Genomic DNA, 24,193 nt, shown 5'->3' with positions numbered 1-24,193 from the left:
ATCTTAAAAATCCATTGAAAGTGAGAACGCATAGTTTCTAAAGTTAGGATATTTATAGGTACCATCATATGGCTGTCTTAAAGTTCCAACTTCAGGATCATATCCGCTGTAACCGGTAAAGGTGAGCAGGTTACGTCCTACAACTTTTGCAGTGATGCTCTTAACAACTCCACCAAATACATTTAAGCTTTTCAGCGGGAAAGTATAACCTAATGCAACTTCTCTTAGTTTTAGATATGTTCCATCTTCAACCCAATAGCTGTTCGGTGTGTTAACATCATAGAAATTCAGGAAGTAATCGTAGGCTTTTTTATCTGCCTGAGCTACACCACTCATGTCCATTTCAGGATTTCTAAGGTCTCTGGTTAACCATTGTCCTTTTGCATTGTAAATATCTCCTCCTTTCTTAAGGTCAAGTAAGAAATAGAAAGTCGCACGTTTGAAATTAAGTGTATTTGCAAATCCCATGTTAAAATCTGCATTACCATCTCCAATCTTTCCAAACAAAATTGCACCTTTATCGTCCAACTGCTTAATTGCTTTCTCAGTAGTTTTTCCCTGGGTTCCTTTTGCAATAACATAACCAGCAGAGTTAATCTCATAATCAGCAATAGTTTTTCCGGCAGGAAGTTGTTTGCTCATTTGATCCAGACTCTTAACCCAGGTATGTCCATACATTGAACCGTATGTTTCATTACCTGCGATATAGAACATTTGCTGACCTCCACCATCGGTATCTCCAAATACATAAGGAGAAATAGGCAGATCAGTGATCTTTTGTCTGATTCTTGAGAAAACGATGTTTGAACTCCATGAGAAATCCTTCTTATTCACCCAGTTAGCACCAAGGCTAAATTCTAAGGTTTTGCTATCAACAGATCCCGCATTACGGAATTGTCTGGTAAAACCATTATTCAGGAATCCTAAAAGCGGAACGTTCAGGAATTGATCATCTGTTGTAGACTGAGCATATACAGCTTCAAAAGTGAATTTCTTCAAGAAATCCACATTCAAGCCAATCTCAGTTTCTGCTGTTTTAGATGGCTTTAAATTTTGATTTCCTCTTTGTACAGCTGATGCTGATCCATTGTTCAGAGTAAATGTTTCATATTGCCATGAGAAACCCGGACGAATACCGGCAGTTCCGTAGGCCGCTCTGATCTTTAACTCGTCGATTCCAGGAATCTTAACATCTTCAGAAATACGATAAGCTCCGGAAAGTCTGAAATAAGGATTCCACCTTTCAGCAGACCCGAATAATGAGGAACCATCATAACGGTACATACCATCGAACAATAATTTATCCTTATAATCCAGACCTAAGATCGCAAAATAGTTTTGTGCTCTTTCTGTTTCATTAAGTGAACCTGCATCGTTTATTACAGCAAAATTGTCGTAGGTAGGAATGCCGGCAACACCTAATTGCGAAGATAAAACCTGATAATTTTCGTATCTCCTGTTTTCATATAAGTAAGACAATTTTCCTCTTACAGTAAGATCTCCTAAATCCTTAACCATATTTAAGGTAGCCTGGGTGTTCTGACTGTTTCCAGCATCGGAGTAATCCTGCAAACTTCCGTTTGTATATGACATACCATTGGTTGCTGCTGTACCTCCTGTTGGAGTCCAGGTATCTTTCGGACTGTAGTTACGGAAACGGTAATTACTTCTTTCAATTGAATGGCTTACGTCAAAGTTAGCCCATGAAGTTACTCTGGCATTTAAAGCGAAGTTTCCAATCCAGTTGAATTTTTTATCGCTTCTCTGCACTTTGTAAAGTGGGTATAACGGGTTTACAGTTTCACCACTCCAGTGATTCATACGTAAATAGTATGGTTGACCATCCGGATTAAACTGCTTCATGTTAACATCTGGCTCTGCCAATGCAACGTTGAAGAAAATGTTACCACTAGATCCGGGATATTCAGTATTGGTGTTAACCAATAAATTGGAAGTACTAAACTTTAACCATGGGGCAATCTGCTGATCCACATTAAAACGGAAATTCTGTCTTTTATAACCATCGGTCATCTCGATAACACCTTGCTGAGAGTTATTCTCAAAAGATGCGTAAACACCGGTCTTCTCTGTCCGGGAGGTCATAGACACGAAATTTGCATAATTGATTCCTGTATTGAAGAAATCATTTTGCTGATTACGTGTAACACCATAAGGATTGTCCATGTAGTGGTCAGCTTTTGGCACCCTGTTACCTGAAATCAGAGGACTAAATCCAGCATCACGGTATCCGGCAGGATAAGTAACACCCTGGTATTTAGTAAATGTACCTGCAAACTGCTGATAATCAGCAGCAAGCGCAAATGGATGATGAGTAGAAAGATCCAGGGTTCTTGCAATTTCCTGCATACCTACTTCATTCCGGACATTTACTTTAACAGTATTTAATGCAATGCTGCTACCTCTCTTAGTGGTAACTGCAATTACTCCATTACCAGCTCTTGAACCATACAGTGCTGATGCTGCTGCACCTTTCACTACTTCCATAGATGAAACGTCATCAGCATTGATATCAGCAAGAGAGCCAGTGTAGATTACACCGTCAACAAGGATAAGTGGTCCTGATCCTACATTGTTCAGGTTATTATCTGCTCTTAATTGGATATCAACAGAAGTACCCGGAGCACCGCTTGATCCACTTGCCTTGATACCTGCAACTTTACCTGAAAGAGCACCAGCCAGTGATGTTCCGGTTACTGCATTAAGTCTTTCTTCGCTTACTTTGGTAACGGATACTGTTAACTTTTCTTTTGTTGTTGCGCCAGCAACACCGGTTACAATTACTTCAGATAATTGTTTTGCATCAGTTGTTAACTGAACATTGACTACACCACTTGAACCTATAGAAGCTTCCTGAGTTGCATAGCCAATATATGTTAATACAAGTGTGGTGCTTCCTTGTGGGACACGCACGCTAAATCTACCATCGCCACCTGTTGAGGTGCCGATATTAGTGCCTTTAACTTTGACACTAACTCCCGGTAAGGGTAATCCATCCGTTTTATCGGTTACTGTTCCTGTCACAGTGCGTTCCTGTGCTACAGCCTGAAAAGCTATAAATAGCAGCAGGAACAAACTTTGTAGAAGTTTTTTCATACTTAATTGGTTTAGAATTGTTTAAATGAGGATTGATTAAAGTTGGTTACTTAAAAGTCAAATTTGAGCAACATATTTGTTACGACAAAATATATTTATTGTTATTTTTATGTAAAATTTATAAATCACTGATATTCAACTAATTAATTTTTAATTTAAAGTTAAAATATGTTAAAAATAGTATGCTTGCATTGTGAAATGTAATCTATAAATTGAAGATACAGAACATAATGTGGTTTAATTAAGATTCTAATATTGAGGCTGGCCGATTTCAAAACCTGCATGATTTACCCATCTTAAATTTAAAAAAGATGTATATATAATTCTTACAATTGTAACAATTATATATACATTGATAATTATTTTACTACTATGTATTGCATATTACCAATCAAAGCATATATCTTTGTTATATGATAGTGGAAAATACCCAAACTCAGATGCGGAAAGGAATACTTGAATATTGTATCCTTTCAATAATCTCCCGAGGGGAGATTTATGCATCAGACATCATCTCTGAGCTAACAAAAGCCCGCCTAATTGTCGTAGAGGGTACTATATACCCCCTTTTAACGCGATTAAAGAATAACGGACTGTTAATCTATAACTGGCAGGAGTCAACATCAGGCCCTCCAAGAAAATATTACACTTTGTCGCCTGCAGGATATGAAGTGTTAAAGCGTCTGGATACAACCTGGATAGAATTATCATACGCAGTGGAAGTATCATTAAACGATAGAATTATAGAACCCATTAAAGAAAAATCATAAAAAATTGCTAAAATTAAGGCCATGAATAAAACTATTATAATCAATATTAATGGGATTGTTTTCCATATCGAGGAAGATGCATATGAAGTGCTGAGGACTTATATGACTGGTGTAAAAAGGCACTTTGCTTATTCCGCCGATAGTGAAGAGATTGTCACAGATATTGAAAACCGACTGGCAGAAATGTTCAGCGAAAAGCTGAAACAGGACCATAAACAGGTAATCATTGTCGAAGATGTTGAATATGTAACAGAAAAAATGGGAACTGTTGATGATTTCAATATCGATATCGATGATGAGGATCCAACGATCCGCCTGTCAACCGGCGCCTTTAAAACAGAAAAGAAATTATTCAGAGATACTGAAGACAGTATAATTAGTGGTGTATGTGCAGGTATTGGCCACTATTTCGGTGTGGAGCCGAGATGGATCAGGCTGATTGCAATCATCACTTTATTTATGGGAATAGGTATTCCAGTATATATAATTTTATGGCTGGTTATCCCAAAGGCCAGAAGCAGGGTGGATAAAATGGCCATGAAAGGGGAACCCATTAATATCCAGAATTTCAAAAAGAACTTTGATGAGGAGATTGAAAGCTTAAAAAGCGGACTTAAAACCGCGCGTAAAGAAGCGAAACCGGCAATTCACCAATTGGGTAAGTTTATTGGCAAAGCTGGAATGCTCTTCATAAAAATTATTGGCGCCATTATCATACTAGCCGGAGTAAGCGGCTTATTTGTTATGGGAATTGGTCTGATTACTTTTCTGGGCTATTGGAACGGTAACCAGCTAAACACCTTTCCTTTTAATGTAGTAAACCCTGGATATAAATCTATTCTGACCCTCTCTGCATTTACCCTGCTATTTATTCCGATTACCGCACTTGTTGTATTTGCAATCAGGGTATTATTTGCCCATTTTGAAGTTTCAAAAGGTGTTTACTTCGGAATGCTAATCATTTGGCTGGCAGCATTAGGAATTGGAGTATACCATGTCTCTAAGATAGGTTCAGAATTTAATGAAGAAGCACAATACTCCATAAAATCGAATTTAAAGCCATCAAAAACATTTTATCTTAAATTAAATCCCATACAATATCTTACAAAAGAAGATAGTATGGATTATAACATAGACCCTAATGATTTTAAAGGCCGTATTATAATGAACACCAGGAGAGGGGAGTTTAACTTACCAAGAAATGTAAGTCTGAAAATTGTAAAAGCAGATATAAGCACTCCAATATTGATTCAGGAATTCAGCGCCAAGGGCCCGGATTTTGAAACAGCCTTGTCCAATGCGCAACGTGCGAAACATCGGTATATCCAAACAGACTCCCTGATATTATTTGACGGAAATACCCATCTTCAAAAAGGCGAATTATGGCGCGACCAAAATGTTCATCTTATTCTCCGGATTCCTGAAAATACCACACTTTTTATTGAGGGTACTCTAAACAGATATCTTGAAGACTATAGTCTCTGGGATTGTCAGCCTCAAAATGCAAAAAATGATTTTCTTTCAGAGTGGATTATGACAGCTAACGGTTTAAAATGCAAAAACGACAGCTTATATAATCAAAAAAGAAATACGCCTGAACCGGAAGAACAATTTTAAAAGGCTCCAACCCCGGCACGGGCCGGGGTTGGAGCCTTTTAATGCCCTACCATAAATACGGCATTACTGAATAATAATTTACCGTTTTCCCAAAAAGCCCTGAATAAAGGATCATCAGCTAAATAAACAACTGAACCATTGCCCATTTCCTGCACCCCAAAAATAAGACCATCGGTTAATTTCTTCTTTGCCTGTACTCCTACAAAACCAGTAACGTAATTCTCCTTTTTTATTACGCCTACATTCCATCCACCAGTGAGGTACTTATAAACCTTATCATCGAGCTTTAAAGTGTAGTAAAAATTTGGGAAACCAAATCCCAATGGATGAGTATTATCCAAATCAACTTTATAAATAGCTCCAGGGATATTTGTGCTTACATTCTCCCTTTCTCTTTGTTCATAAGCTTTGAGGTCTTCATAGATGTCTTTATCTCCCTTTTTAGCATCTTCCTTGTTTTTAAGATCAAAACCCTTTTTGCCGGCAAGTTCTGCCACCGCATTTTTCATTGCAATAAGCTTACCCCCACCCCGAATCCATTGCAGCATTTTCTCATTTCCCATATCAGCATAATTACCATCGGGGTAAATGAGAACATCAAACTCGTTCCAGTTGATCATGTTCAGATCCTGCGGCCTAACCACTGTTACAGGATATCCAATCTCCTGTTCGAAGAAATGCCATATCTCACCCAAAGAAAGTGAAGAAACAGACTCTCCACCTACAACTACCACCCTGGGTTTCTTTATAAAACGGACTTTACTCGATCCAAGATCTGCTCCCTTATCTACAAATGCAGTAGGGATTGCAAAAAGGCTAATGCCCGATTTTTTTGCAATTTCATTTACCGTCTTTTCAAATCCGCCATTAATTGTGCTATTTCCGTTTCTGGTTATAATCAGGGAGCCTGCATTAAAGCGCCTTCCGGAAGTTTCGAATTGAATTTCAGAATACCTTACTTTGATACTATTGTTCAGCAATTCAGCCAGAAACTTTACATCTGCAATAGAATTCCAGTTCGCGATATAGGCCACAGGATTTGAAACCGTAGAAGCCGATACAGTACTCTCCGGGATAAGGGTAGTTTCCGGTTTGATGGATTCCCTGGTGGCATAAGCCTGAAGTCCATGAGCATAGGGTAATGACCATGCAGTAATATCATAGGTTGCCGAATCTGAAACGAAAGTATTTGGCTCAAACAAAACTTTCAGAAGTACCGATTTGGGCTGATGGGCACTAAGCACCATATCTGTTCTATCGACCCTGAAGCTTTCTGATTTCCCATTGAAGTAATTATAACCCTGAGCCCCCTTCGAAACCCCAAAGCCAAATTCAATTCCATTCCTTTGAAGCAGTGCAGCAAGAAATTTTATCTTTTCAGTATTATCACCCTTGATAATGTAGGATTTATAATCTCCGGGAGGATTTGATTTGCTCGATGTAAAATAATTCCTGAACTCTGCAATTGCTTGCTCAGCATGTTGGGAAGCCGCTTCTAATGTTGAAAGTCCGGAGGTATGATGATGGTCGATCCGGTCTTTCAGGGTCAAAGTATCACTTTCAGCATTAATTACTGCGAGTCCCGCTCTTCCTGAACCTCCCTGCTCATAGGTCATTCCTATAGAGCCGTTATAAACCGGATAGGTATCGCCATAAGAAGGATAAAGCAAATCAAAGTTCTCACGGGTAAAATACATCCATCCATTCATATCGAAGTAGCGCGCATTATTCTTGCCAATGATAGTTTGAAACTCCCGTTGCCATTTACTGATATCCTGATGATAGGGTTCTGCGGCCGGAGCAAAATAATATGGATTATTTATTCCCTGTTCGTGAAAATCAACATGAACCTGTGGTAGCCATTTATTATAAACTGCAAGCCGCTGCTGGGATTCAACCTGACTTTGCCATACCCAATCGCGGTTCAGATCAAAATAATAATGATTGGCCCTACCTCCCGGCCATGGTTCCATATGCTCGCGGGCGAATGGAAGGGCATCAGGAACTGCATTTTTTATCGGATTATAAAAATTAACATAACGTTCCCTTCCATCAGGGTTTAAACAGGGATCCAAAATGACCAGGGTATTCTTTAACCATGCTTTTGTTCTTGCATTTGCAGGATCAAGCAGATCAAAAACGGTTTGTAATGAAGCCTCGGTTGATACAGATTCATTTCCATGAACATTATAACTAAACCATACCAATACTGGCTGATCTTTTAGGCTTTCTAAGGGCTTTGAAGTATTTAAGCCGTCCTTTATTCCGGTAAGGCTCATATTATTCCTACGGATTTCCTCAAGACGGGAAATATTTGAATCCGAACCAATAAAGGCAAGAAACAAAGGACGGCCTTCATTGGTTTTACCATAATCCTGCAATTTGATATTCTTTGAGACAGAAGCCAGGTACTTATAATATTCGACTACCCGGTAGTGCGGTGTAAACTGCTCTCCCAACTTATAGCCCAGAAATTCGGAAGGGGATTGAATTTTTTGTGTAAAACCATTCAATTGCATTCCTGTTAAAAGGAGAAGCAAAATAAAATTTTTCTTCATTCGGAATTATGTATTTATAATTGGTAATATGCCGCAGCAAACTGGACAAGCAATAAAATAGCTTAGATTGTACAGTATAAATTGAAGCATTTATTCTGATATCAAAGCTGCCATTCAGTCCTATTCAATGCCTGAGATAATCCCTCGAATGTACGAGAGAATCGCATAATTACCAAATTCTTCGCCTGAGAGGAACAAAAGTATTATTATTGTATCAAGCTATTAAAAATGACGATTGAACAATTATACGAGGTATACGGGAAGCATCCGGTAATTTGTACCGATACAAGAAAGATCAGTAAATCATGCCTGTTCTTTGCTTTGAAAGGTGATCATTTCAATGGTAATGAGTTTGCCAATCAGGCCATTGAAAACGGTGCAGCATATGCCATAATCGATGAAGAAAGGTATGCTGTAAATGAGCACTTTATACTCGTTTCAGATGTTTTGGAAACACTTCAGGATCTTGCCAGATATCATCGGGGACAGCTTAGCATTCCGGTAATCGGAATTACCGGAAGCAATGGAAAAACCACTACCAAAGAGTTAATCAGATCAGTACTTTCACAACAGTTCAAAACCTTTGCTACCGAAGGTAATCTGAATAACCATATTGGTGTTCCATTAAGTATTCTATCAATCAACAATACCTGCGAAATTGCCATCATCGAAATGGGTGCCAACCATCAGAAAGAAATCGGCTTTCTTTGTGGAATTGCCCAACCTACCCAGGGACTGATCACAAATGTTGGGAAAGCACATCTGGAGGGATTTGGTGGGATTGAAGGAGTCAGAATCGGTAAGGGAGAACTTTACGAATTTCTTAAATCAAGCAATGGGGTAGCATTTATTAATACTAATGATACAATCTTAACAGAAATGGCCAGGGAAAAGGGACTTAAAAATTTAATTGGCTATGGAAAAGGAAATGAAAATTTCATTTCAGCGAAACTTAAGAACTCCAGTCAGTTTCTAAGTGTAGAGTGGAATAAAAAAGATGAGACAATGCAAATTGCCGATTCAAAATTGCCGGGTATCTACAACTTTGATAATATCTGTGCTGCCATATGTATTGGAAGCTTTTTTAAATTAAGTCCGGAAAAGATTAACGCAGGAATCAATGCCTATGAACCTGTAAATAACAGATCCCAGATTCTGAAAAAGGGAAGTAATACTATCATTTGCGACTACTACAATGCAAACCCCAGTAGTATGATGGTTGCACTCGATAATCTTGAATCAAGCATTGCAACAAAAAAGGTTATGATCATTGGAGATATGTTCGAGTTAGGCGAAGAGGCTTCTTTTGAACATAGGTCAATTCTTAAAAAAGCATTGAATATCAATTCTTTAAGAAGAATTTTTATAGGCGAAGAGTTTTACGGTTTGAGGGATAATTCCAGAACTGAGTTTTACAGAACTACGGCTGATGCAACGCTTGCCCTAAAACAGAGTCCGATAAAAAATGCTACCGTCTTACTAAAGGGTTCAAGGGGTATGAAACTTGAAAGTCTGCTTGATCTGTTATAGATCCGGAAAATTCCTGCTTATTTATGGATTAAAGAATATCTGCGGTATGCATGGATTAAATCTGAAAAAAATCATGTTTCTGTTGCTTTTGATAGCGGCATCTTATTCTTCCTTTGCCTCAGATATTTATATCTATGAGGACAAAAATCGAACATTAAGTCCTGAAAAAGTGAAGGAGCTCTTTTTTGCGGGAAAATTTAAGCCACTTCCCCAGGGCGACTTCAACGCCGGATTTACTAAATCTAATTTCTGGCTTGCAATTAAACCATCCGGTTCTCCAACTGAACAAAATCTTGTTGTTGGAAATGCACATATAAACAGATTGGAATTCTATACCGCTAATCCGGATGGTATCCATTTAATCTTTCAAACAGGAGACTATTACCCTTTTAAACAAAGACCACTCAGACATCGTTTTTTTGTTTTTCCGATTGAGGCCGGACTTAATAGCCTTTACCTTATAAAGGTGGATAAACATAATGAATCCCTGCAACTGAGGGTTGAGATATTAAGCAAAGAAGATTTCTTTCAAAGGACATCAAAGGAGAGTCTGATAACAGGTATACTATGGGGAATAACAGTACTCCTTATACTTTTCGGTTGCTTTCTGTTTATTACGGTAAAAGAAAAATTATATCTCTATTACGTACTTTATATTTTATCCGGGACCCTCTGGATTCTGGCAGATAAAGGTTATGGTTACCAGTTTCTATGGCCCAATTCACCTGATTTTGCCAGTCTTGCCAGACCGATATTTAATTGTATCGCAATGATTATGCTTTTAGAGTTCATGCAGGTGTTTATCAGGCAGACTAAAGCAAGTATTTTTTATAAACCCATTCTTATTATTAAGTTCATTGCTGGTTTCACCTCATTTGCGTTCCTGGTCTATCCAGAAGGACTTTATCAATACTCTTTTTTCTTTCTGGGATTATTAATCTTCACAGGAATAAGCACGCAGGTATTAATTGCATTAAGTCTTGCTGAAAAAATCAGACAAAATAATGTTCAGGCCTGGTATTATCTGATTTCAATTTTTATGCTCATTGTGTTTAGCATCACAGAGCTATTGGTACATACCGGTAATTCAGGGCCACAAATAAACTACCTTTCAAACTACGGAATACAAACAGGCTTGATTATTGAAGCCATCATTCTAACATTTGGCCTCGCTCACCGCTTCAATACTTACAAAAATGAAAAGGAGCATTTACTTTTAGAGGTAAACAGGAAGCAAAATGAGATAACTGAGCGAATAATAGAGACCCAGGAAATGGAGAGGAAAAAGATTGCAGACCAACTTCATGATGATATTGGCTCATTACTCTCTGTAGTATCACTTCAGCTTTCTTCTGTGTTGGAAAATAACCAAAAATCTGATTCCGTGATTAAGCTCAGGAAGGCTGCTGAAGTTCTCGAATCTGTATCAGAAACCGTTCGAAGTATCAGCCATACATTGAATCCTCTGGCCATAGAAAAGTATGGGTTCAAAAATGCAATCACTGATCTTTTTAATAACATTAACCTGGCTGATAAGCTACATATTGAATATATAATTATAGGTTTTGAAGACCATAAAAATGCAGACATGAATCTGATAAATGATCTATATAGGATAATTAAAGAACTGGTGAATAATGTTATCAAACATTCTGAAGCCAGTCATTGCCTGATTCAGGTTATTGAACATGAAGATAGTATTTCTGTGATGGTTGAAGACAATGGAAAAGGTCTTATGGATGAAAACAAATTAAAAAATGGCATTGGTATTGAAAACATCCGGGCAAAAATTAATTACTTTAAAGGGCAGATTGAATTTTTAGGAATGCCGGATGGGGGGCTCCTGATCAATATTGAAATTCCATTAAAAACCAATTAAAATGCTAAGGTTAATTATTGCCGATGATCATAAGTTAATGATCGAAGGTTTAACTTCTATATTATCAGAGGTAAAAAATATCCAGCTTATGGATCCGGTAAATGACGGCAGGCAGCTCATTAGCAGTCTGAAATCGAATCAGGCTGATATTGTTCTGCTTGATTTGAATATGCCTAATATGGATGGTATTAAAACACTTGAAATACTAAAAAATGACTTCCCTAAATTAAAGGTTATTGTATTAACCAACTATAATCAGCCACAGCTCATCGAAGAAGTTAAAAAACTGGGAGCAAGGGGTTATCTGCTGAAAAACAGTCCGTCAAATATTCTGAAAGAAGCAATTAAAAAAGTTTCGGAAGGTGAATTGTATTTTGAATTAAAAACTCACACAAACTCAGATCATCATCCTTTCTTTATTGATGATTTCATGAAAAAATACCAGCTCACTAAGAGAGAGGTTGAGATAATCAAAATGATAAGTCTGGAATTAACGAGCAAAGAAATTGGCGATAATCTTTTCATTAGTGAATTTACTGTCAGCACACACCGTCGTAACATTATGAAAAAATTAAACACTAAAAATATTGCAGGTTTATTGAAATTCGCCCGTATGCATGGGATTGCTGATAACTAGGCTATTATGAATTCTTTATAAGATGTTTACGGTAACGCTGTAATAAATAAATGACCGGTGCACAAATAAAGGCAAGGATGTAAAGTGGATGACCCGGATCAAGTAATAGTACTGATGTGAGACAAAATATGATCAGAAATATTGTCAGCCATAGAAAGTATCTGCTAATGAGGAATTGCTTAAGCATATTCATCATTTAGCCGACTTTTCTACCCTGATTCCGGCATCAGTAATATGATCCAGCGGATTATCTCTCATATTCTGTTCCAGCTCAATAACATACTTTCCCTTCAAAGGAAATTTATAGTCTTCGCTGAATAAGATTTGATAACTGTACAAATTTCCCGATCCGCTACCCAGCCATTCTCCATCCGGAAGAGCCAGTTTAAATTCTCTTCTTTCAGTTGATTTTTTACCATCCGGCCCGATAATATGGATCAGCAGAAAAATATTTGAATACTTATAATCTGAAGTATGACGAAGGTTGAGATATAAATTACAGGGTATATCTGCTGATTCGATACTTAATGGAATTTTGACTTTCTCTGTATAAGACCAGTTGTGCTTATCAAGTTCAATATTGGTGTCTACAATTGCAGACTGATCCTGGCAGGAAGCCAGAACTATTGCCAATAAAACAACAAACAAAAACGATATTTTACCCGGCTTCATTAATTTTATTCTGTTGGTTTTCCTCCTGCTGGCTTTTCTCCAGCCGGCCTTTCACGGTCGTTGTTGTTCCTGAAATTTTTCCTTCGCTTGTTATTTCGGTTTGGACCCTCAGGTCTTTCAGCTTGCGGACCAGCAGGTCTTTGTTGCTGATTAGGATTCTGAGGCTTTGGTACCCTTGGGGCCGCTTCCTGTTTGACAGGGATAGCTGAAGCTGCTTGTGGGGCACCCGATCCTTTAGATTTATTCCGGTTCTTATTACGGTTATTTTTCTTGTTCTTTCCAGCCTTGTTATCAAGACGGGTCAGACTATCCTGTCCAACTACATTTTCGTAATCAAACACCTTAGCAACAACAGGTTTATCTTCTTCGGCAAGTTCTACTTTCAGATATTCCGGTTTAATTCCTTCTTTATTTAGTTTCTGAACCTCCTTTACTCTGGCAATATCTACTGCAATCCAGTTCTCATCATTTGGATAACTAAACCACATCAGTTTCTTGAATATATCTGTTTTCTGATGTCTTACTGTCCCGGTCATTGTCTCCAGACGTTCCACATTATCTGGAATATCCCTCAGAGCATCCATATAGGTGTCAAGCTCATAATTCAGGCAGCATTTTAATTTGCCGCACTGACCGGCAAGCTTCAGTGTATTCAATGACAGATTCTGATATCTCGCTGCTGAGGTGGACACTGTTTTAAAATCAGTTAACCAGGTTGAACAACATAGTTCTCGTCCGCAGGAACCTATTCCCCCAAGCCGACTGGCTTCCTGACGCATTCCAATTTGGCGCATCTCAATACGAATCCGGAAGGTCTCGGCCATTTTTTTAATCAGTTCCCTGAAATCAACCCGGCCTTCAGCAGTATAATAAAATGTGGCTTTAGTCCGGTCACCCTGATAATCCACATCACTCAGCTTCATCGCCAGGCCAAGTTCCTTAGCCAAAACCCTTGCCTTATGCATGGTTTCAAACTCCAGATCCTTTGAAACTTTCCATTTATCTACATCTGAAGGAGTAGCTTTTCGATAGATCTTTTTTAGAACATCTTCTGTGCGTACATGCCTCTTTTTAAGCTGCATACGAACCAACTCCCCGGTAAGGGAAACATGACCAATATCAAATCCGCCGGAAGTGGTTTCAACAGCAACCAGCTCCCCGGCTTCCAGGTATAAATTTTCAGTATTTAGAAAGAACTCCTTTCGTGAGCCCTTGAATTTAATTTCTATAATATTAAACGGTTTAAAATTAGAGGGCATATCCATATGCGACAACCAATCATAAACATCTAATTTACTGCATCCATTGGTAAGGCATGAACCATTACTCTTGCATCCGGCAGGGGCACAGCCACCCGTTGAACAACTACCACATCCCATATCTAATTCAATATATATTGAGTCCCCGCAGGGAGCGTATTAAACTTTAAAATTTTAACGAACTGTAAAGATACATCTAAAAATAAAATTTTCGGATTTGCATTACGTTCAATATGATAATGAGCCTTTTCCAGTTCATTTACCAGGGCCTCGCATTTAGCAAGATCCAGGTGCTTGCTGAAATTTTTTACAAAATCAAGCTCTGCTGATGGTAAATGTACTAATGATTCTGCACCTGACATCAACATAATGCATTCACGGATCAACTGAACCCCATAACGCAGCATGTTTTTCTGATTCTCCCGACCCAGTTTAGAAATCTCATCAACAAAATCTATGATCTGAGCTCCTTTATCGGCGAATGTCATCCGCATCCAACCTGTAAAATTTCTGAAATCATCATGATCATCTTCCTTCAAAAGATTCAGGGCAGCCTGCATATTTCCATCACTCAAATAGGCAATCCGGGAAGCCTGAGTTTCCGAAATATCCTTATTATCAGCAAGATAACGAATAATATCTTCATTCTTTAGGGCAGGGATCTTAACCAACTGCGTTCTTGATAGGATTGTATTTAATATCTGATCCTGATTTTGTGCCACCAAAATGATCAGGGTTTTACTAGCCGGTTCCTCCAATGTTTTTAAAAGCCGGTTCCCTTCATTTTTGAGATATTCAGGAAGCCAGATGATCATCGTCTTATACTCCGATTCAAACGCTTTTAATGAAAGCCGGTGCAGGATATTCAAACATTCGGCTTTGTTGATATTAGGCTGCTTGTTCTGCGCATCCAGTCGAAGACGCCATTCATCAAGATTAAAATACGGATTACTCAAGACCAGATCACGCCACTCGCCAAGGTCGGCCATTGAATCCTCCTTCTCCCCACCTCTAAAAAATGGATAGGAAAAATGCAGATCAGGATGTATCAGCTTGTTATATTTTCTGCAGGAAGCACAGGTGCCGCAACTGTCTCTTTCAGTTCTTTCAGTACATGAAATGAATTGTGCATAAGCAAGGGCAAGGACGAAACTGCCGGAGCCTTCCGGTCCAAGAAACAATTGCGCATGACTTACCCTGTTCTCAAAAACTGATTGAATAAGTTGTTCCTTTATCGCATTCTGACCAATAACTTCCTGAAACAGCATGGTGCAAAATAAGAAAAATTACGTTTTAGAACACAGGTAATTCGGGAAGGATGATTGTAAAATGATTAGAATACTGAGGAGTCTGTAAATTATATGTCCTTAACATGGTTCAAAATATATAATTTTGCCTCCAACTAATTATAATGTCTCGTTGAAATCTAATAAAAATCAGGGATTAAGGCTTTCAAAAGAAGCCATGCAGGACTTTGGCTACAAGGTTGTTGATGCCGTTATCGAACATTTTGAAACACAGGATAAAAAATTGCCTGTGTCAAATGCCAGCCGGCTAGAGATGGACAAACTTTTCTCTGAAGATGCTCCTGAAAATCCGATGCCGGCAACAGAGGTTTTGAACTTTGTTCTTGAAAATGTTTTGACACAAAGTAATGTAATGACCCATCCCAAAACCTATGCTTTTGTTCCCGGTCCGAGTAATTACATCAGTGTGATGTCTGATACCCTGGCAACAGGCTTTAACATTTTCGCGGGGGGATGGGTAGGTTCAGCAGGAGCTGCCGGACTTGAGATCAGCACTCTGAACTGGATGCTGAAACTCTTTAATTTCCCGGTAAAAAAGGGAGGGGGTATCTTTACGAGCGGAGGTTCATTGGCAAATTTAACTGCCCTGGCAACTGCAAGAAAAGTGAAATGCGGTGAGGATTTTTCGAAAGCTATTATCTATTTATCAGATCAGGCACATTCCTCAAATATTAAAGCGATCAATATTCTGGGCTTTAAAAAGGAACAGATCCGGGTAATTCCAACCGATATGGAATTTAAGTTTTCAATTAATAAATTGAAAAATGCGATAGCCCGGGATAAGATAGAAGGATTAAAACCATTCTGCCTGATCGCCTCTTCAGGCACAACCAATACCGGAACGGTAGATCCGCTGGAAGAACTCGCAGCTATCTGCAAAAAGGAAAATATCTGGCTCCATGTGGATGGTGCCTTTGGTGCAGCGGTTATTTTATCAAAAAATGGCAAAAAACTTCTTAAGGGCATTGATAAAGCCGATTCATTGACCATAGATCCTCACAAATGGCTTTTCCAGCCTTATGAAATCGGTTGTCTCCTGGTTCGCGATCATAAATGCTTAAGTGGCACTTTTACCGAAAAACCGGTATATCTGAGGGATATTGAAGGGAATGAATCGGAGATCAACTTTTATGATCATGGCATTGAACTAACCCGGCACTTCAGGGCATTGAAGTTTTATATGTCGATCAAAACCTTCGGACTCAAAGCTTTCAGGGAAGCTATTGACTATAATATCAATCTAGCAGAACAGGTAGAGGCTGAACTCAGAAAGAGTGATAAATGGGAGGTTGTTTCTCCGGCAACGCTGGCCATCATCAATTTCAGATACAATCCGGTAAAGGAGAATCTGTCTGAAAAGAAAATAGATCTGATCAATCAGAAAATAGCCGCAAAAATGATGGCATCGGGAGAAGCGCTTTTGGTTACCACCATCTTGCTTGGGCAGGTTGTTTTGAGAATGTGTTTGATCAACCCCAGAACCACACTCGAAGATGTGAAAAGTACGATAGCACTTTGTGAGAAATTTGCTTTGGAATAAACAGCAATCTGCTCCTTAGACATTTTAAATCTCCTATATTTATTTGATACAATTTAAACGACCTATGCGCATACTTGCTTTTGATTACGGTACTAAACGCATTGGAATCGCTGTAACCGATCCGCTTCAGATCATAGCTACCGGGCTGGATACGATACACCCCAAAGACATCATTGATTATTTGAAAAAATACCTCTCAACAGAGCAGGTAGAGCTTTTTGTGGTGGGCGAACCAAGGCAAATGGATGGGAGCCCTTCGCAATCAACACCTCATATTAAAGGCTTTATTACTACACTTAAAAAACATTTTCCGGAAATTCCAGTCGAGCGGATCGATGAACGCTTTACATCCAAAATGGCCTCAGCCGTGGTGGCTCAAAGTGGGTTTAAAAAAACAGACCGCCAGAATAAGGAACGTCTCGACACGATTTCAGCAACAATTATCTTGCAGACTTATCTCGAAAAGAAAAGCTTGAGCTAAGCTGCCTGCCCCTAAGGCTAAAACCAATTTCTTATCTTTACAGCATGGATTTACTCAGCGATGAACTTAAAAGCTACCTGAAAAGCTCCTGCGACCCTGAAAGTGATCTGCTCAAACAGATAGACCGGGAGACCCATCTCAAAGTTTCCTTACCGCGGATGCTGTCAGGACATTACCAGGGCCGGATACTCAGTATGCTCAGTAAATTGATTTGCCCGCGAAGAATTCTGGAGGTCGGAACCTTTACCGGATATGCAACCTTATGCCTTGCGGAGGGCTTGAATGAGGACGGTATTCTGCATACTATAGACATCAATGCCGAGCTGGAGGACATGGTGCGGACCAGCTTCGATAAATCAGATCTGGGACCTAAGATTAAGTACCATATTGGTAATGCCCTTGAAATCATCCCGAATCTGAATGAGATTTTTGATCTTATATTCATTGATGCCGACAAAAAAAATAATGAAAGCTATTATAATTTAACAATCGATAAACTGAGAAGCGGCGGACTGATCATTGTGGATAATGTGCTTTGGAGTGGTAAGGTAATTGGGGAGAAGAAAACAGATTCAGCCACCACATTAATCAGTAATTTTAACGAGATGGTGAGCTCAGATCAGCGAGTTGAGAAGCTGATCCTTCCGGTACGCGACGGTATTTACATTATCAGAAAAAAATAATTTCAGATGCGAAACCTTAATATTAAGTCTTTTCTGGTCCTCTTCCCCTGCATAATCTTACTAATGGGTTCATGCGGAATTTTAAAAAAGCATCGTTCAGGTCCCCAGGTTCAGACCCCGGTACCAGCTCCCAAAACCAGGCAGGCAGAATCAACTAAATCCAGAGAAAGCCAAATACCTGAAATTAAAAACTATACTGCAATATCCTATATCGAGCAATTTAAACAAATCGCGATTCGCGAAATGAATAATTCAGGAATTCCTGCCAGTATTACCCTTGCTCAGGGAATTTTGGAATCGGGCAATGGAAACAGTGAACTTGCGCTTGATGGAAATAATCATTTCGGAATTAAATGTACCCCGGAATGGAGGGGCAAAACAATGCTAAAAGATGATGATCAAAAAGATGATTGCTTCAGGGTATATACTTCACCTGAAGAATCTTTTAAAGATCATACTGAGTTTCTGAAAAGAAAGCGGTATGCCTCTCTGTTTGAACTGGATAAAAATGATTATCGCGGATGGGCTGCAGGTTTGAAAGCTGCAGGTTATGCAACAAATCCACGCTACGCCGAGCTACTGGTCAGTCTGATTGAGCGTTATAATCTCAATCGTTTTGACCGCATAGAAACCGAGACAGAGAAGATCATTAGGGAGGATAAAGTACTTACAGAAATTGCCAAAAATATTCCCCTGGAAAAAAAGGAAGAAGTTTCCCGTCCACGGGTAACAATGAAAATTCATGAAGTAAAATCGGGAGATACACTTGCTTCTGTTTCAAAATTATTCGGGCTAAGCGTGGATGATATCAAACTGCTCAATGGCCTGGAAGATATCAATTTGAAACCCGGACAACTTCTGGTTGTGTCTAAATAAGTTAAAATTGTTAAAATGCATTATTCTTTTCGTTGAAACACTTAGTTTTATCAACTTGAAAAAAATCAGCTATATCTTTCTATTACTCTTCATTGTGATAAGTGGCCTTCAGGCACAGGATAAAACTGTGCAGGGAATCGTTTTTGATATGAACAGCAAACAGCGTCTGACCCGGGTATATATTTACAACACCCGGACCGGAGATGGATTCTACAATACAACCAAAGGAGAATTTAAAACCAATGCCCGGGAAGGAGATGTGCTCGTTGCTGCCCTGCAAGGTTATGGTGTGGACACTATAAGTATTCGTTCAGAAAGTACCGTACTTTTTTATCTCAAAAGAAACAGCATACAATTACAGGAAGTTGTGGTAAGGGATTCTGTACAAACACCGGCCGACCAGCTCAAGGCAAGGCAGGAAGAATTTAATACCGCGTATAGTAAGGGTACTGTGAAGGACGTTCTAACTACCGGCGGAAGCAATGGAGGTGGTGGAGCCGGATTGAGTATCAATGCATTATATACTCTTTTGAGCAGGGAGGGAAGAAATGCCCGACTGCTTCAAAAAATTATAGAAAGAGATTATCGGGATGCGATGATCGACTATCGTTTTAACAATACTCTGATTAACCGGGTAACCGGACTAAACGCTGACAAGCTCAGAGATTTTAAGCAACAATATAAACCCGGATATTATTTTATTCTGGAAGCCAACGATTATGATTTGATTGAATATATCCGAAAATCCTATCAAAGTTATCTTGAAAATCCGGCTGCATACAGACTTGAGCCTTTAAAAGGAAATTAGATTGAAGTATTTTAAAATCATACAACTCCCCAATCTTCCGGTCGGGGGTATGGCATTGTTTCCATTTTTGCTTTTAAAAGATAAAAATTCCAGCCTGAACAGACAGCTCATGAATCATGAACTCATTCATTTCAGACAACAAATTGAATTACTGATCATCCCTTTCTACATTCTCTACCTACTGAACTATCTGATAAATCTCATCCGCTACCATAATCATACGAAGGCCTACAGAAATATTCTGTTTGAAAGGGAAGCTTATGAAAATGATTCCAACCTATCCTATTTATCAGAACGTAGGTTTGCCGCCTGGACTACCTATCTAAGGAGAATGTAGCGAAAATCAAAAAACATATCAAAAAGAGGGCATTTTTGTTTTTATTTGCTGAATGCTTTTCAGATTTTTAACAATTGCCTTTTTAATATTTGGATCTGCCTCATTAGCTTATTCACAGAATACTAATAATGAGACTGATACTCTTATTTTAAAGGGTTTAAAGCAATATCCCCGAAGAAATACACTTCCGGTTCGCAGGCCTGTACTCTTTCCCGAAACTGTGGTTTTAAGCGCTGCAGCTGATTTGGATTTAAAAGTAAATTACTGGCGTAACCTTACCTCTTTTGGATTAAATATCAATCAGGCAGCTTTCAGTGAGAATTGGGGTGCAGGGGGAGTGAACTCACTGGCATTGGGTGGACAGTTTTCCTATAAAACCGATTATACCAAAGAAGATAAAAACTTTGCTTCAGAGCTTATCCTGCAATACGGCAAATTAAATAATAAAGGCCAGCTGGCAAGGAAAACCGTTGACAGGATTTTCTGGGATAATAAAGTTGCCTTAAAATTGTCTAAGAGTTGGTATTTTTTCGGATCCATTAACTTTGAATCGCAATTTGATATGGGCTATTCCTTTTCGAGGGATGCGCTTGGTAATGAAAAGCGAACCCTCTTATCCAAATTCATGGCTCCTGGATACCTGACAGAATCTTTTGGATTTGAGTATAAACCGGTCAAGCACTTTTATCTTCGTATTGGTACCGGAACAGCCCGCCAGACTTTTGTACTTGATAGGGATCTTCATCTGACTAATCCAAAGAATTTCGGGGTTGTTCCCGGTAAGACTTTCAGAAATGAGCTGGCGTTTCAATTAGTTGGCTCCTATGATAAGGATGTTGCCAAAAACCTCAATCTTAAGGGTCGTTACAGTATGTTTGCCAATTACGAAAAACTTTCAAGTATTGATAACAGACTTGACCTGACATTAACAGCGAGTGTAAACCGTCTGATAAATGTATCTTTGGCAGGGATCATTCTTTATGACGATGATACGGCAAACAAAATTCAGGCGAGCCAGGCTATGGCCTTCGGACTCGTTTATAAATTTGCGAATTAAGGCCTAAGGCACGTAATTTATTCCTGTCAACTTCTACCATTCTTTTACCCTCACACATAATTAATTATACCCTATGAAATTTTTAATTCCCATTATCATTTTTTTAACCATTTTCTCATCCTGCAAAAAAGATGCTCTAAATTCCGATTTTGAACAAAGCAAAAAAGTATGGCTGGCTTTTAAAAAATCTACGAATAATAACTATTCATATACGGTCAAAACCGCATCCTGGGCAGGCTTTGGTGATAGTACGATTAATCTTGATGCTGTTTATGATAAGGCTGCAAATGAGTGGCTCAAGGCAGACAAAAAACAGAACATTATTTATTTTGAGGCTAAAAATCAGGGAATGATCTCTACTTCCGGATATGTACCAAACGGTTGCCAGGATGATTGTTTTACCGGAATTCGAATATCCAACATCAGTGGGGCTCAATCAAAAGATACTAAATAGCAGGGCATTCCAGAATAAATCTGAAAATCAGGGAATACGTTATTTCTTTATAAGCTGCAGATAATCAATATAATAAAGAATTTTCAATGAAATATTGTTATTCTGCGGTATAGCAGTAACCCTGTCAAAGTTCCGGAAATAACCCGGTCTGTTTTCGCTTTCCATATCTTGCGATAGATTTTTGTAAGCTACACTCAATTCACTTCCCGGGGCAAAGCGCCACGAATAAACCAGATCAATATTGAACACATTATAATTCGTATGGGTGCCCTTGAACTCGGCACCATCATGACTTTGCAATTCCCCGTCGTCCCTCAGAAAATAAAAAGCTTTATTGTTACGGTTCGACCAGTAATGCCTTCCCCTGACCATTATCCCCATATTGCTGTTAAAGGTGTAGGTCGCATCAAACTTACTCTCTATCGTATTCCTGTCAAATCTGGAAAAAATGATCTCCTTTGCTTTACTGAGGCCTAACCATGCAGAATAATCGTACTGAGGTTGTGTACTGAAATCAACCCCCAGTGAAAGCCTGTTCTTAACCCTGAAATTCTGGTAAAAACCTGTCACATATCCTACACCATGGAACTGTTCCCTGAGTCGGGCAGAGAAAAATACGCCGGCATTATATTTCCTGACCGGGTTTGTCCTCAATCTGAAATTAGCATAGGTACTGGCAGGAGTGTTGAATTCTTTTCCAGCCACTCTTGGTTCATAAAAATCCTTTCCCATAAACTGCCTGTAAAAGTCCAAATTGATGGTCCAGAAGTTTTTTAACTCGAAATATCCGCCTCCGGATGCTCTGGACGACTGAAAAGCACGAGGTAGAAATCGATGGGTTCGAAAAATCCCAAGGTAAGTATTGAAACGATTAAATAAGCTCCCGGGAGTATAAATGTTATAGCCTATATCAAAGGAGTTGCTAATGAAGTTATTATTATTAAAATAGCCAAGATCGGTAGGATCAAATTTATTGTCAGACAGATCAAAACCATATCCCCAGGTAAAATTTCCACTTTTCTTTCCTGCCCCAAGTTCATAATTAAAGCCTGAATTGTTTGAACCTCCAGGGACTTCTGCACCTACATAACTAAATTTTCCAGCCCCGGCAACATAATACTTATTATTACGATCATTCAGATTTGCTAAAAATGAACTCACGTTCGCATCATATGCAGAACCCTGACGAATAACATTGGTATTCAGGAAAGTGACAGAACTGTTGTTTTTTAAGGACTGATCAAGTACCAGAATATTATAATTGCTTAATGGATGAGTTTCAATAAGGCGTTCATCTCCCAAACTGTTCTCAACCCTTGCATATCCTCGTTTAGTAACTGCGTTAAAGAAACCAAGACCTAAACCATTTTCTGAACGGCCTGAAATTTTTGTGGCATTGAGTAATTTACTTTCCGGGGGATTCTCTCTGATTGTTTCACCAGGCAGGAGTTTTGAATTTATATTCGCTATAAAAGCTGGATTAGAACCGATTCTTCTCGAATAAAAAAGATTTCCCTTATTGAACAATTCGGTTCCTTCGGTAAAAAACTGCCTGTTTTCATTAAACCTTACTTCAAAGGGACTCAAATTAAGAACCTGATTATCTGAACGAATCTGGCCAAAGTCAGGAACAAGGGTCATATCCAGAGTAAAACTCTGACTTATGCCATATTTAATATCCATTCCGCCATTAAAACTACCAGTCGTATTATTCTGTCCGGCCAGATTATAAGGATAGTTGTTAAGCGTAGATGAGATGTAGGGTGAGAATGACAATCTTATGGGTGATTTAATCCCCTTTATTCCGCTTAGTTCACCTTCCTGATTAATAAATCCGCTGATCTTTGGATCAATATAACTCCAGCTGGTTTGCTGATTACTCATATGGCGCCGGCGCGTCATATTTAAACCCCATTCCTGAATTTCATTGGAACCAAAGCGGAGTGCAGAATAAGGAATCTTCAATTCGGCTGTCCAGCCCAGACTGTCAGTTTTTACCTGACTATCCCATACTGCGTTCCAATTCTTATCCTCATTTCCAGAATTCGAGTATTTAGCATCAAACTGAGTACCTGTTGAACTTACATAAAAGCCAAAAGCATTAATTCTGTCGAGATAGGTATCAAAAACAATTCCTAAAAAATCAGAATTGGCCAGATTATCCCGGGACGTAAGCTCGCGGAAAATACTATCGGGAACATCATACATTCTGGCTCCAATGTAAATTGCTGTATTATCATAAACAATTTTTACTTCGGTTCTTCTTTCTTCGGGCTCAAGACGTCCGGGAAGAGGCTTAAACTCAATGAAATCACTGGCGGGCTTAGTCTCCTTCCAAACCCTGTCATCTAATTCGCCATCTATTTTGGGGGAATGATCCGTCCGTACCGCATTGAATTTTCTGAGCTCCTGAGCCTCACAAATACTTCCAAACACCCAGAAAAAGCCAACAATTATAATTCTAAACTTCATTCGTAAATTTCAACGCTGCAAAGAAATTAAAATGTTAGATACTTTAAGACTAAGCAATGGGAATGTTACTCTTATTATGAGAATTTTTTGATTTTGATCTCTTTCTCATCGGAATAAACAATTATTTTAGTCCTGTAAGCTA

At 38.8% G+C, this 24,193-nt stretch carries 19 protein-coding genes; 13 read left to right on the top strand and 6 right to left on the bottom strand.

Features of this window, described 5'->3' with window-relative positions; all coding sequences use genetic code 11:
- Positions 1–3 precede the first annotated feature (3 nt).
- Positions 4–3,114: a SusC/RagA family TonB-linked outer membrane protein gene (locus Q8M41_RS09250; protein ID WP_305364976.1), complete on the bottom strand. Its 3,111-nt coding sequence runs from the start codon at positions 3,112–3,114 to the stop codon at positions 4–6.
- A gap of 413 nt (positions 3,115–3,527) precedes the next feature.
- Here Q8M41_RS09250 and Q8M41_RS09245 point away from each other — a divergent pair, with 413 nt between their 5' ends.
- Together Q8M41_RS09245 and Q8M41_RS09240 are read left to right on the top strand one after the other, a co-directional pair.
- On the top strand, positions 3,528–3,884 hold the full coding sequence (locus Q8M41_RS09245) for a PadR family transcriptional regulator (RefSeq protein WP_305364975.1): 357 nt from the start codon (positions 3,528–3,530) through the stop codon (positions 3,882–3,884).
- 21 nt (positions 3,885–3,905) lie between these two features.
- The gene (locus Q8M41_RS09240; RefSeq protein ID WP_305364974.1) at positions 3,906–5,501 is read left to right on the top strand and encodes a PspC domain-containing protein; all 1,596 of its coding nucleotides are present in this window, start codon (positions 3,906–3,908) and stop codon (positions 5,499–5,501) included.
- A 38-nt stretch (positions 5,502–5,539) separates the two neighbouring features.
- Here the strand turns inward: Q8M41_RS09240 and Q8M41_RS09235 are convergent, their stop codons facing one another.
- On the bottom strand, positions 5,540–8,059 hold the full coding sequence (locus Q8M41_RS09235; protein ID WP_305364973.1) for a M14 metallopeptidase family protein: 2,520 nt from the start codon (positions 8,057–8,059) through the stop codon (positions 5,540–5,542).
- A gap of 228 nt (positions 8,060–8,287) precedes the next feature.
- Between Q8M41_RS09235 and murF the strand changes: the two genes are divergently transcribed.
- The 3 genes from murF to Q8M41_RS09220 are packed head-to-tail and all read left to right on the top strand — an operon-like array spanning position 8,288 to position 12,105.
- The gene (gene murF / locus Q8M41_RS09230; RefSeq protein WP_305364972.1) at positions 8,288–9,589 is read left to right on the top strand and encodes a UDP-N-acetylmuramoyl-tripeptide--D-alanyl-D-alanine ligase; all 1,302 of its coding nucleotides are present in this window, start codon (positions 8,288–8,290) and stop codon (positions 9,587–9,589) included.
- Complete coding sequence (locus Q8M41_RS09225; RefSeq protein ID WP_305364971.1) at positions 9,564–11,468, top strand: 7TM diverse intracellular signaling domain-containing protein; 1,905 nt, start codon at positions 9,564–9,566, stop codon at positions 11,466–11,468. Before murF ends, Q8M41_RS09225 begins: the two co-directional genes overlap by 26 nt.
- 1 nt (position 11,469) lies before the next feature.
- Entirely contained in the window at positions 11,470–12,105 is a 636-nt protein-coding gene (locus tag Q8M41_RS09220) for a response regulator transcription factor (protein WP_305364970.1), read from the top strand.
- A 192-nt stretch (positions 12,106–12,297) separates the two neighbouring features.
- Here Q8M41_RS09220 and Q8M41_RS09215 read toward each other — a convergent pair whose 3' ends face one another.
- The 3 genes from Q8M41_RS09215 to Q8M41_RS09205 are packed head-to-tail and all read right to left on the bottom strand — an operon-like array spanning position 12,298 to position 15,304.
- Entirely contained in the window at positions 12,298–12,777 is a 480-nt protein-coding gene (locus Q8M41_RS09215) for a gliding motility lipoprotein GldH (protein WP_305364969.1), read from the bottom strand.
- Positions 12,778–12,782: 5 nt separating this feature from the next.
- On the bottom strand, positions 12,783–14,156 hold the full coding sequence (locus Q8M41_RS09210; protein ID WP_305364968.1) for a regulatory iron-sulfur-containing complex subunit RicT: 1,374 nt from the start codon (positions 14,154–14,156) through the stop codon (positions 12,783–12,785).
- Between the two features lie 2 nt (positions 14,157–14,158).
- On the bottom strand, positions 14,159–15,304 hold the full coding sequence (locus Q8M41_RS09205) for a hypothetical protein (protein ID WP_305364967.1): 1,146 nt from the start codon (positions 15,302–15,304) through the stop codon (positions 14,159–14,161).
- Positions 15,305–15,455: 151 nt separating this feature from the next.
- On the opposite strand from Q8M41_RS09205, the gene Q8M41_RS09200 reads away from it, so the two are divergent.
- The 8 genes from Q8M41_RS09200 to Q8M41_RS09165 all read left to right on the top strand — a co-directional run bounded on the left by Q8M41_RS09200 (position 15,456) and on the right by Q8M41_RS09165 (position 21,579).
- A complete protein-coding gene (locus tag Q8M41_RS09200; protein ID WP_305364966.1) occupies positions 15,456–16,883 on the top strand; it encodes an aminotransferase class V-fold PLP-dependent enzyme in 1,428 nt (475 codons plus the stop codon).
- A gap of 64 nt (positions 16,884–16,947) precedes the next feature.
- Positions 16,948–17,364 (top strand): Holliday junction resolvase RuvX, encoded by a 417-nt coding sequence (ruvX, locus tag Q8M41_RS09195; protein WP_305364965.1) that lies wholly within the window; start codon positions 16,948–16,950, stop codon positions 17,362–17,364.
- Positions 17,365–17,408: 44 nt separating this feature from the next.
- Entirely contained in the window at positions 17,409–18,047 is a 639-nt protein-coding gene (locus tag Q8M41_RS09190) for an O-methyltransferase (protein ID WP_305364964.1), read from the top strand.
- A 6-nt stretch (positions 18,048–18,053) separates the two neighbouring features.
- Positions 18,054–18,923, top strand: coding sequence for a glucosaminidase domain-containing protein (locus tag Q8M41_RS09185; protein ID WP_305364963.1), 870 nt, complete (start codon positions 18,054–18,056; stop codon positions 18,921–18,923).
- A gap of 55 nt (positions 18,924–18,978) precedes the next feature.
- Entirely contained in the window at positions 18,979–19,731 is a 753-nt protein-coding gene (locus Q8M41_RS09180; RefSeq protein WP_305364962.1) for a hypothetical protein, read from the top strand.
- 1 nt (position 19,732) lies between these two features.
- Positions 19,733–20,068: a hypothetical protein gene (locus tag Q8M41_RS09175; RefSeq protein WP_305364961.1), complete on the top strand. Its 336-nt coding sequence runs from the start codon at positions 19,733–19,735 to the stop codon at positions 20,066–20,068.
- Between the two features lie 52 nt (positions 20,069–20,120).
- The gene (locus Q8M41_RS09170) at positions 20,121–21,125 is read left to right on the top strand and encodes a DUF3078 domain-containing protein (protein WP_305364960.1); all 1,005 of its coding nucleotides are present in this window, start codon (positions 20,121–20,123) and stop codon (positions 21,123–21,125) included.
- A gap of 73 nt (positions 21,126–21,198) precedes the next feature.
- Positions 21,199–21,579: a hypothetical protein gene (locus tag Q8M41_RS09165; protein ID WP_305364959.1), complete on the top strand. Its 381-nt coding sequence runs from the start codon at positions 21,199–21,201 to the stop codon at positions 21,577–21,579.
- 39 nt (positions 21,580–21,618) lie between these two features.
- Here the strand turns inward: Q8M41_RS09165 and Q8M41_RS09160 are convergent, their stop codons facing one another.
- Positions 21,619–24,051, bottom strand: a complete 2,433-nt coding sequence (locus Q8M41_RS09160) for a DUF5916 domain-containing protein (RefSeq protein WP_305364958.1) — start codon at positions 24,049–24,051, stop codon at positions 21,619–21,621.
- Between the last annotated feature and the right edge of the window lie 142 nt (positions 24,052–24,193).

The organism is Daejeonella sp. (assembly GCF_030684675.1).
GTDB lineage: Bacteria > Bacteroidota > Bacteroidia > Sphingobacteriales > Sphingobacteriaceae > Daejeonella.
The sequence above is the reverse complement of the archived record's forward strand: the minus strand, read 5'-3'. Positions and strand labels throughout refer to the sequence as shown.

Bases quoted from the DNA above. Each gene is read 5' to 3' on its own strand.
- Q8M41_RS09170 (WP_305364960.1), top strand. From the start codon at position 20,121: ATGCTTTTCAGATTTTTAACAATTGCCTTTTTAATATTTGGATCTGCC.
- Q8M41_RS09245 (WP_305364975.1), top strand. From the start codon at position 3,528: ATGATAGTGGAAAATACCCAAACTCAGATGCGGAAAGGAATACTTGAA.
- Q8M41_RS09190 (WP_305364964.1), top strand. From the start codon at position 17,409: ATGGATTTACTCAGCGATGAACTTAAAAGCTACCTGAAAAGCTCCTGC.
- Q8M41_RS09250 (WP_305364976.1), bottom strand. From the start codon at position 3,114: ATGAAAAAACTTCTACAAAGTTTGTTCCTGCTGCTATTTATAGCTTTT.
- Q8M41_RS09185 (WP_305364963.1), top strand. From the start codon at position 18,054: ATGCGAAACCTTAATATTAAGTCTTTTCTGGTCCTCTTCCCCTGCATA.
- Q8M41_RS09240 (WP_305364974.1), top strand. From the start codon at position 3,906: ATGAATAAAACTATTATAATCAATATTAATGGGATTGTTTTCCATATC.
- Q8M41_RS09205 (WP_305364967.1), bottom strand. From the start codon at position 15,304: ATGCTGTTTCAGGAAGTTATTGGTCAGAATGCGATAAAGGAACAACTT.
- Q8M41_RS09215 (WP_305364969.1), bottom strand. From the start codon at position 12,777: ATGAAGCCGGGTAAAATATCGTTTTTGTTTGTTGTTTTATTGGCAATA.
- ruvX (WP_305364965.1), top strand. From the start codon at position 16,948: ATGCGCATACTTGCTTTTGATTACGGTACTAAACGCATTGGAATCGCT.
- Q8M41_RS09160 (WP_305364958.1), bottom strand. From the start codon at position 24,051: ATGAAGTTTAGAATTATAATTGTTGGCTTTTTCTGGGTGTTTGGAAGT.
- Q8M41_RS09235 (WP_305364973.1), bottom strand. From the start codon at position 8,059: ATGAAGAAAAATTTTATTTTGCTTCTCCTTTTAACAGGAATGCAATTG.
- Q8M41_RS09220 (WP_305364970.1), top strand. From the start codon at position 11,470: ATGCTAAGGTTAATTATTGCCGATGATCATAAGTTAATGATCGAAGGT.
- murF (WP_305364972.1), top strand. From the start codon at position 8,288: ATGACGATTGAACAATTATACGAGGTATACGGGAAGCATCCGGTAATT.
- Q8M41_RS09210 (WP_305364968.1), bottom strand. From the start codon at position 14,156: ATGGGATGTGGTAGTTGTTCAACGGGTGGCTGTGCCCCTGCCGGATGC.
- Q8M41_RS09165 (WP_305364959.1), top strand. From the start codon at position 21,199: ATGAAATTTTTAATTCCCATTATCATTTTTTTAACCATTTTCTCATCC.